The 8965-nt window shown below is 73.7% G+C and carries 7 protein-coding genes; 5 read left to right on the top strand and 2 right to left on the bottom strand.

What is annotated here, in order from left to right; genetic code table 11:
• Nucleotides 1-191: 191 nt before the first annotated feature.
• Both ACZ6S8_RS22835 and ACZ6S8_RS22830 read right to left on the bottom strand, forming a co-directional pair.
• Nucleotides 192-2099, bottom strand: coding sequence for an ABC transporter ATP-binding protein (locus tag ACZ6S8_RS22835; RefSeq protein ID WP_469458471.1), 1908 nt, complete (start codon nt 2097-2099; stop codon nt 192-194).
• Nucleotides 2096-3793 (bottom strand): ABC transporter ATP-binding protein, encoded by a 1698-nt coding sequence (locus tag ACZ6S8_RS22830; protein WP_469458469.1) that lies wholly within the window; start codon nt 3791-3793, stop codon nt 2096-2098. The genes ACZ6S8_RS22835 and ACZ6S8_RS22830 overlap by 4 nt, the downstream gene beginning before the upstream one ends.
• A gap of 210 nt (nt 3794-4003) precedes the next feature.
• Between ACZ6S8_RS22830 and ACZ6S8_RS22825 the strand changes: the two genes are divergently transcribed.
• The 5 genes from ACZ6S8_RS22825 to ACZ6S8_RS22805 are packed head-to-tail and all read left to right on the top strand — an operon-like array spanning nt 4004 to nt 8842.
• Nucleotides 4004-5071, top strand: a complete 1068-nt coding sequence (locus ACZ6S8_RS22825) for a FecCD family ABC transporter permease (protein ID WP_469458467.1) — start codon at nt 4004-4006, stop codon at nt 5069-5071.
• The gene (locus ACZ6S8_RS22820) at nt 5068-6186 is read left to right on the top strand and encodes a FecCD family ABC transporter permease (RefSeq protein ID WP_469458466.1); all 1119 of its coding nucleotides are present in this window, start codon (nt 5068-5070) and stop codon (nt 6184-6186) included. Before ACZ6S8_RS22825 ends, ACZ6S8_RS22820 begins: the two co-directional genes overlap by 4 nt.
• Nucleotides 6183-7013 carry an ABC transporter ATP-binding protein gene (locus tag ACZ6S8_RS22815; RefSeq protein WP_469458464.1) on the top strand — a complete coding sequence of 277 codons (831 nt, stop codon included), beginning with the start codon at nt 6183-6185 and terminating at the stop codon, nt 7011-7013. Before ACZ6S8_RS22820 ends, ACZ6S8_RS22815 begins: the two co-directional genes overlap by 4 nt.
• A gap of 12 nt (nt 7014-7025) precedes the next feature.
• Nucleotides 7026-8606, top strand: a complete 1581-nt coding sequence (locus ACZ6S8_RS22810; protein WP_469458462.1) for an amidohydrolase — start codon at nt 7026-7028, stop codon at nt 8604-8606.
• Entirely contained in the window at nt 8603-8842 is a 240-nt protein-coding gene (locus tag ACZ6S8_RS22805) for a hypothetical protein (protein WP_386530816.1), read from the top strand. The genes ACZ6S8_RS22810 and ACZ6S8_RS22805 overlap by 4 nt, the downstream gene beginning before the upstream one ends.
• Nucleotides 8843-8965 lie beyond the last annotated feature (123 nt).

Below are 8965 nucleotides of genomic sequence, written 5' to 3'. Positions count from 1 at the left end.
CCCCCGGCGGGGAGACACCTCCTCGCCGGGGGCGGCTTCCGTGTCCGGGGGCACCGGTCGCCGGTACGCGAAAGCGCCGTGTGCCGTCCTCCGGCTCCGGCGGGCGCCGGGCCGGGGGAGCGGCACACGGCGCGGGCCGCATGCGGTCGTACGGGCGGCGGTTCAGCCGCGCCGTCCGGTCGGGCGTCGGATCAGCGGGCCGACGCCGTCGGGGGCGAGGCCTTCCGGGGGCCGGGCAGCGTCGCGTCGCCCGGGTCCGTGCGGCTGGCGGACCAGGCCGCCCAGAGGTCGGCGTACCGGCCGCCCGCCGCGACGAGTTCGTCGTGCGTGCCGGTCTCCACGACCCGCCCCCCGTCCAGGACCACGATGCGGTCGGCGGTCGCGGCCTGCGGGAGGCGGTGGGCGACCATCAGGCCGGTGCGCCCCTCCAGGGCGGCCAGCGCGGCCGTTTCCAGTACGCGGGCGCCCGCACTGCCGGCGTCGGCGGTGGCCTCGTCGAGGATCGCGATCGGTGGGTCGGCGAGGACGAGGCGGGCCAGGGCCAGGTGCTGGGCCTGGGTCACCGTGAGCCGGTGCCCGCCCTCTCCGACCACCGTGTCCAGCCCCTCCGGCAGGGCCAGCGCCCATTCCAGCGCGCCCACCCGGTCGAGCGCCGCGCGCAGTTCCTCGTCGGTGGCCTCCGGCCGGGCCAGCCGCATGTCCTCGCAGAGCGGTCCGGCGAACACGTGGACCTCCTGGGAGATCAGGGTCACGGCCCGCCGGATCCCGCCGGGACCGAGTTCGCGCGTGTCCACGCCGCCGAGGACGATCGAGCCGTCCGACGGGTCGTGGACGCCGGCGATGAGCTTCGCCAGCGTGGTCTTCCCGGCGCCGCTCGCCCCGACCAGCGCCACCCGCTCGCCGTCGCCGACCTCCAGGTCGACGTCGCGCAGGACCCGGTGCCCCGGGACGTACGCGTGGTTCAGGCCGCGGACCTCGACCGATCCGGCCATCCGGCCGGTCCGCTCCGCGGCCTCCCGCTCGGCCGGCAGGCTGGAGACGCCCACCAGGCGGGCGAGGCTCGCGCCGGCCGACTGCGCCTCGTCGATGAGGAAGAGCGCGGCGTTGACGGGGTTGAAGAGGCTGTGGAAGTAGAGCGCGGCCGCGGTGGCCGTGCCGATGCTCACCGATCCGTCGTCGACGAGGAAGAACCCCGTCAGCAGGACCGCCGCCAGGCCGATGAACTCGGCCAGGTTGAGCCGCGAGAAGAACCCGGACACGAGCCGGATGCCGCGCAGCGCGAGGTCCACGGCTTCCCGGGACCGCTGTTCCAGGAGCCGGGAGTGCCGGTCGCCCAGCCGGAACGCGCGTACGGTGCGCACGCCGCCGATGCTGTCGAGGAGCTGGTGCTGCAGGGCTCCCGTCGCCACGCGGTGCTCGGCGTACACCTTGGAGGCGCGGGGGATGTACCAGCGGACGGACAGGACGTGGACCGGTACGGCGAGCAGGACCGCCGCGAGGAACCGCCAGTCCAGTACGGCCAGGCCGACCAGGGTCAGCGCGATGGTGAGCAGGGCGCCGGCGAACTCGGGCAGGGCCTGGCGCACCGCCCGCGCGATGACGGTCACGTCCTGGGTCACCCGCGAGGTGAGGTCTCCGGAACCCGCCTTCTCGACGCGTTCGAGGGGCAGCCGCAGGGCCCGCGCGATGAACCGCTCGCGCAGAGAGGCCAGGACCGTCTCGCCGAGCCGCGCGACCAGGGAACTGCCGATCGCGGTGGCGACACCGCGGGCCACCGCCACCACGAGCAGGAGGACCATCGGCACGGTCAGCGAGGCGGAGCCGCGCTGTTCGACGACCAGGTCGACGATGCGCCCGAGCAGGGGAGCGGTCAGCAGACCGACGCCCGTGCCCAGGACCAGTACGGTCAGCGCGGTGACGGCCAGCAGCCGGTGGCCGCGGAGCAGGGAGCCGAGCACGCCGACGGTCTGCGCCCCGGTTGCCGTGGGCAGCAGTTCGCGCTCCGGGGTGCTCGGTCCGCTCATCTTCTGTCCTTCGTCGGCTGCGTCTTCGGTGCCCGCGCCCGGGTCGGGCGCGCTGATCGCGTGGGGATCGGTCATGCCAGCACCGCCGCGCGGTAGGCCGTGTCGTCGGCGACGAGGTCCTGGTGGCGGCCCTGCGCGCTGACGGCGCCGCCGTCGAGGACGACGACCCGGTCCGTCTCGGCGAGCAGGGCGGGGCTCGTGGTGACCAGGAAGGTGGTGCGGTCGGGCCGCAGCCGCCGCAGCCGGGCCGCGATGTGCGACTCCGTGACGGTGTCGACGGCGGTGGTCGGATCGTGCACGACCAGCACCGGGGGGTCCGCGGCGAGGGCCCGGGCCAGGGCCACGCGCTGGCGCTGGCCGCCGGACAGGGAGCGGCCGCGCTCGGTGAGGACCGTGTCGACGCCCCGGGGGAGGGCCCGTGCGACGTCGTCCGCCGCCGCGGCGGCCAGCGCCGGACCGGCGTCCCGCGCGTCGGTGTCCATGGCGGCGCGGACGTTGTCGAGCAGGCTGCCTTCGAACAGGTCGGCGTCGTGATGGGCGACCAGGACGGCCCGGCGCGCGGTCTCGGGGTCCAGTTCGGTCAGCGGTACGCCGTCGAGCTCGATCACGCCCTCGTCGGGGTCCGCCTCACGGCCCAGGCACAGCAGCAGGTCGTTGGCTGCGGCCGGGTCACCGGCGACGACACCGATCAGGCTTCCGGGCGCGACGTCGAGGTCCAGGCCGCGCAGCGACCCGTACGAGACGCCGCGGAGCCGGATCCGGCCGGTGACCGGATCCGGCAGCGCGGCCGTCCCGGCCGCGACGGCGGGCGGCGAGGCGAGCACCTCGGCGATCCGCTCCGCGGAGGCGCGGCCCTGGGCGAACTCGCCGTTGACGTAGGTCAGGAGCTGGAACGGGCCCAGCAGGTACTGGGCGAGGCCGACGGCCGCGACGAGTTCGCCCACGCTGATCGAGCCGCTCATCGCCAGGTGCGCGCCGACCAGTCCGATGACGGCGATGAACGTCCCGGTCAGCGCGAGGATCGCGCCGTCGTGCCAGGCCCGGCTGCGGGCGGCCCGCAGCGCCGCCGCCAGCGAGTCCCGGCTCGTTCGCCGGTACCGGGACACGGCGGCCGCCTCGGCGCCCATGCCCTTGAGCACCCGCAGTCCCGCGACGAGGTCGGCGGCGACGCCCGAGGCGTGCGCGGCGCGCTCCTGTTCGACCTCGCTGCGCTCCTCCAGCGGCCGGCTGATGAGGTGGCCCAGCCACAGCAGGGGCGGTACGCCCAGCAGGATCAGCAGGCCCAGCGGCACCGAGATGCGCAGCAGCGCCACCGCGCTGATGACGAGTCCGGCGGCGCCCGACAGCGCGTACGTCACCGCGGCGGCGGTCGCGCCCACCCGGGTCGCGTCGCCGGTGGCGATGGCGGTGAGCGCTCCGGGCAGCCGGCCCCGGTCGGCGCCGCCGCGCGGGTCGAGCACCTTGGCGCCCAGGGTCAGGCGCAGGCCGTGGGAGGCGTACTCCGCGGATCCGTCGGTGATCCGCGCGGCGATCCGGTAGCACGTGGACAGCGCGAAGAAGAGCGCGGCGAGGACGAGCAGCCAGCGCAGCAGGGACCCGGTGGAACCGGTCGCGACGGCCTGGTCGATGATGACTCCGATGACGACGGGCACCAGGGCCTCGCAGCCCTGGTGCGCCATGCCGAGCATCGAGGCCGTCACGACCCGGCGGCGCTGGCCCCCCACCGCCTTCCGGAGGACTTGGCTCCCCGTCGGTCCTCCGTCGAGCATGCGTGCCTCCGTGAGATGGTCGGATAGTTAGGTAAGGCTACTCTAAGCAAGCCTCGCCCCATGCCTCTGCCCGCGGGCCCGGATGCCCTACTTGTGGCCGGTGTCAGCGCGTTGACCGTGTAGGGCAGGTGCGGTTAGGGTCACCTAAGTAGTCTTTGATCCGTACGTCATGTTCTTACACCGGCGAGATGCCGCCAGGGAGAGTCGCTGTTGTTGATCGAAACCCAGGCGGCGGCCGAGAGCGGGGCCGGCTGCCCGGTCGCGCCCGCGGCGTCCCGGTCCGTGGCGGCCGTCCGCGCGGTGGGGCTGCTCGTCGGGCTCGCCGCACTGGTCCTGACCGGGCTGCTCAGCGTGTGGGTCGGCACCAAGGGGATCCCGTTCGCCTCGACATGGAGCGTGCTGTGGCACCCTGACGGATCGCAGGCCTCGGTCATCATCCACGAGTACCGGATCCCCCGCACCCTCCTCGGCCTCACCGTGGGCGTCGCCCTGGGGCTGTCCGGCGCGCTCATGCAGGCCCTGACCCGCAATCCGCTCGCCGACCCCGGTCTGCTCGGCGTGAGCCTCGGCGCCTCCACCGGCGTCGTCACGGCCATCGCCTTCCTCGGGATCGGCGCCGCCCTGGGCTACGTCTGGTTCGCGTTCGCCGGCGCCGCGATCGCCTCGGTCGTGGTCTACCTGCTGGGTTCGTCCGGCCGGTCGCTGGCCACCCCCGACCGGCTGGTCGTCGCGGGCGCCGCCGTGACGGCGGTGCTGACCGCCTTCAACACGGCGGTCCTGATGCTCAATCCGCGGGCCTTCAACCAGTTCAGGTTCTGGACCGTGGGTTCCCTCTCCGGCCGCGACCTCGACTTCCTGTACGTGATCCTGCCGTTCGTCGGCGCGGGCCTGCTCATCGCGCTCCTGCTCGCCCCCTCGCTCAACGCCCTCGGCATGGGCGACGAGGTCGGCCGCGCCCTCGGGGTCAACGTCAACCGGACCCGGGTGCTGGGCGCCCTCGCCGTGATGCTGCTGTGCGGTGCGGCGACCGCCGCCGCGGGGCCGATCGGCTTCGTGGGCCTGGCCGTTCCGCACGTCGCCCGCTTCGTGGTGGGACCCGACCAGCGCTGGGTGCTCGCGTACTCGATGCTCATCGCGCCCGTCCTGCTGATCGGTTCCGACGTACTGGGCCGGGTGCTCGGAGCGCCGGGCGAGGTCCAGGTCGGCATCGTCACCGCGTTCCTCGGCGCACCGCTGTTCATCGCGCTGTGCCGCCGCCGAAAGTTGGTCATGCTGTGAGTGCCGCACCCGACGCCGACGCCCCCGTCGTCCCCGCGTCCCGGACCTCCGGGGACGCGGGCCCCGCGCCCCGCATCCTGAGCGGTTCGGTCCTGCGCACCCGGGGCGGTCGGTACTCCCTGCGGGTGCAGGGCCGCACGGTGGCCGTGACCGTGATCCTGCTGGCCCTCCTCGTCGCCGTCATGGGGGTGTCCCTGACGACGGGCGACTTCGACCTGTCCGTCGGCGAGGTGCTCCGGGCGCTCTTCGGCCACGGCGGCGGCGCGGCCGACTTCGTCGTCAACACGCTGCGCATGCCCCGGCTCGTGACGGCCCTGTGCGTCGGCGCGGCCCTGGCCGTCAGCGGAGCCATCCTGCAGAGCCTGACCGCCAACCCGCTGGGCAGCCCCGACATCATCGGCTTCACCAACGGATCGGCGACCGGAGCCCTCGTCGTCATCGTCGTGCTGCACGGCAGCATGACCCAGATCGCCCTCGGGGCCCTCGTCGGCGGACTCCTCACCGCCGGGGCGATCTACCTGCTCGTCGTCGGCGGCGGAGTGCAGGGCTTCCGCCTCGTGGTCATCGGCATCGGCGTGAGCGCCCTGCTGCTCGCCGCCAACTCCTACCTGATCACCCGGGCGAGCTGGCAGGAGGCCCTGGAGGCCCAGGCCTGGCTCATCGGCAGCCTCGGCAACCGGGGCTGGGACCACGCCACCGCGATCGGCACCGCCGTCGCCGTACTGCTGCCGCTCGCCCTGGTGTTCGCCCGCAGGCTCTCCATGGTGGAGATGGGCGACGACACGGCCAAGGCCCTGGGCGTCAACGTGGGGGCGAGCCGTACGGCCCTGCTCGTCATCAGCGTCGCGCTGGCGGCGTTCGCCACCGCGGTGACCGGCCCCATCTGGTTCGTCGCGCTGGCGGCCCCCCAGATCGCCCGGAAGCTCACCCGGTCGTCCGGCCCGGCCCTGGTGCCGGCCGCGGCCACGGGCGCCGTCCTGCTGGCGGGGAGCGACCTCGCCGTCCAGCGCATCTTCTCTCCCGCCCTCCTGCCGGTGGGCACGGCGACCGGCACCATCGGCGGGCTGTACCTCATCTGGCTGCTGGTCACGGAGTCACGAAAGAGCCGCGCATGACTGAGACCCTTCCTCCCACGGCCCGACTGAGGGCCGAGGAGCTGACCCTCTCCTACGACCAGCGGACCGTGGCCACCTCCCTGGACGTGGTCATCCCCGACCACTCCTTCACGGTGATCATCGGGCCGAACGCCTGCGGGAAGTCCACCCTGCTCAAGGCGCTGGCCAGAATGATCAAACCGCAGGCCGGCGAGGTCTACCTCGACGGAGCGGCCATCGCGTCCTACCGGTCCCGCGAGGTGGCCCGCCGGCTCGGCCTGCTCCCGCAGTCCTCGACCGCGCCGGGCGGCATCACCGTGGGCGACCTGGTGGCCCGCGGCCGCTACCCGCACCAGAAGCTGCTCAAGCAGTGGTCCGCCGAGGACGAGGCCGCGGTCGCCGAGGCGATGCGCCAGACCGGCGTGCTGCCGCTGGCCGACCGTCCCGTCGACGACCTCTCGGGCGGCCAGCGGCAACGCGTGTGGCTGTCCATGGTGCTGGCCCAGCAGACGTCCATCCTGCTGCTGGACGAGCCGACCACCTACCTCGACATCGCCCACCAGGTCGAGGTGCTCGACCTGTGCGCCGACCTGCACGAGCACAAGGGCCACACGATCGTCGCGGTCCTGCACGACCTCAACCAGGCCTGCCGCTACGCCACCCACCTCGTGGTGATGAAGCCGGGAGGCATCGTCGCCGCGGAGGGGGACCCGTCGACGATCATGACCGAGGAGCTCATCGAGGACGTGTTCGGCCTGTCCTGCCGGATCATCGACGACCCGGAGACCGGCACGCCCCTGATGGTGCCCACCGCCCGCAAGCGGACCGCCGCACCCGCCACCTCCTAGGGACGGACCTCCATGCTCACCACCCGGCTGACCAACGCCAACATCCTCACGATGGACCCGGACCACCCGGTCGCCCACGACCTGGGCATCTGGCACGGCCGGATCGTGGGCCTGGACGACGCGGTGACCTCCCTCCCGGCGCGCGAGGTGATCGACCTCCAGGGCGCCACCGTGCTGCCGGGGTTCATCGACAGCCACGTCCACCTCGCCTGGACGGGCCTGAAGGCAGGCACCCCGAGCGTCGCGCCGTGCACGCGGATCGACGACGTCCTGGCGGTCGTCGCGGAGGCCGTCTCCCGGCAGCGCGTGCCCGGAGCCTGGGTGGACGTGGCCGGGTACGACCAGCGGGGGCTGGGGCGCCACCTGACCGCCGCCGAACTCGACCGCGTCAGCGACGGCCACCCGGTCTTCCTGATGCACGACTCCGGACACGCCTGCGTGGTCAACAGCGCCGTGCTGGACCGGCTCCCCGCCGACGTCCCCCACGAGAACGGCTTCCTCGCGGAGGGCGCCATGAGCGCCGCCCGCGCGCTGCGCCCGCCGTACGCGCAGGCGGAACTCGCGGACGCCGTCGAGCGCGCCGCGCGGACCTGCCTGGCCGAAGGGGTCACCGCCTGCGCCGAGGCCGGCATCGGCGGAGGCCTGCTGGGCCACAGCACGGTCGAGCTCGGGGCGTACCAACTCCTGCGCGACCAGGGCCGGCTGCCGCTGCGCGTGCAGCTCATGGCGGCCGCCGACACCCTGCGGCCCGTCGAACCGCAGACCTCCGACGGCATCCCCCGCGCGCTCGACCTCGGCATGCGCACCGGCTTCGGCGACGACTGGCTCTCCCTCGGTGCGCTCAAGATCTACACCGACGGCGGGATGATGGCCCGTACGGCCGCCCTCACGAGCCCGTACCAGGGCTCGGAGCACGCCGGTCAGCTCCAGGACGACGCGGAGCGCCTCACCGACACCATCGTCGACGGCCACCTCGCCGGATGGCAGCTCGCCGTCCACGCCATCGGGGACCGGGCCGCCGACCTCGCCCTGGACGCCATCGAACGCGCGCAGCGCCTGCGGCCGCGCCCGGACGCCCGGCACCGCGTCGAACACGCGGGCCTGATCCGGCCCGACCAGTTGCCGCGCTTCGCGCGCCTCGGGGTGAGCGCGGTGGTCCAGCCGAACTTCCTGCGTTCGTTCGGCGACGACTACGCCGCCATCATGGGGGAGGAGCGGGCCCCCTGGCTGTACCGGGGCCGCGGCTTCCTCGACCACGGCATCACCCTGGTCGGCAGCTCGGACCGGCCCGTCACCGACGGATCGCCGCTGCGGGCCGTCCAGTTCATGGTCGAACGCGCTTCGTCGTCGGGCCTCACCATCGGCCCGGACGAGGGCATCACGGTGGACCAGGCCCTGTACGCGTACACGGTCGCCGGGGCGTACGCCTGCCACTGGGACGGCAGCGCCGGCAGCCTCGCCCCGGGCAAGCGCGCCGACCTGGTGGTGCTGGGGGACGATCCGCGGCGCGTCGGCACCTCGCGCATCGGTGAGATCGAGGTGGTCGCCACGTACGTGGACGGCGTGGAGTCGGAAGGGGCGAAGGCGCTGTGAGCACGCGCACGGAGAGCGCCGCGGAGGCCGAGGCGTTCGCGTACCTGTGGCAGGAGCCCGAGGACGAACTCCGCTGGGTCATCTGGGACCTGGACGAGGAGACCATGGTCTTCGACCGGGAGATCAACTGTCCCGTCCACATCGACGACGACGCGACCCGCTCCGAGGTGCTGCGTCGGATGCGCGCGGCCGGTGTGCCCGAGGGCCCCGACTACCCGGGCCGCCCCTGCGCGTAGGCCGTCTCTTTCGGATCTTGTCGGCCGAGCCCGCGGCGTCTGGCGCCGTGCCGCCCCGGCTCGTGACCGGTGCGGAGTTTGGTCCGTCAGCTTAAGTAAGGCTAACCTTAGTTGATGGTTCCA

It is taken from the genome of Streptomyces sp. NPDC048461, from assembly GCF_055587105.1.
The sequence above is the reverse complement of the archived record's forward strand: the minus strand, read 5'-3'. Positions and strand labels throughout refer to the sequence as shown.

What these genes read in the sequence shown, in the direction of transcription:
- ACZ6S8_RS22835 (WP_469458471.1), bottom strand. Translation starts at nt 2,099, where the DNA reads ATGACCGATCCCCACGCGATCAGCGCGCCCGACCCGGGCGCGGGCACC.
- ACZ6S8_RS22830 (WP_469458469.1), bottom strand. Translation starts at nt 3,793, where the DNA reads ATGCTCGACGGAGGACCGACGGGGAGCCAAGTCCTCCGGAAGGCGGTG.
- ACZ6S8_RS22815 (WP_469458464.1), top strand. Translation starts at nt 6,183, where the DNA reads ATGACTGAGACCCTTCCTCCCACGGCCCGACTGAGGGCCGAGGAGCTG.
- ACZ6S8_RS22810 (WP_469458462.1), top strand. Translation starts at nt 7,026, where the DNA reads ATGCTCACCACCCGGCTGACCAACGCCAACATCCTCACGATGGACCCG.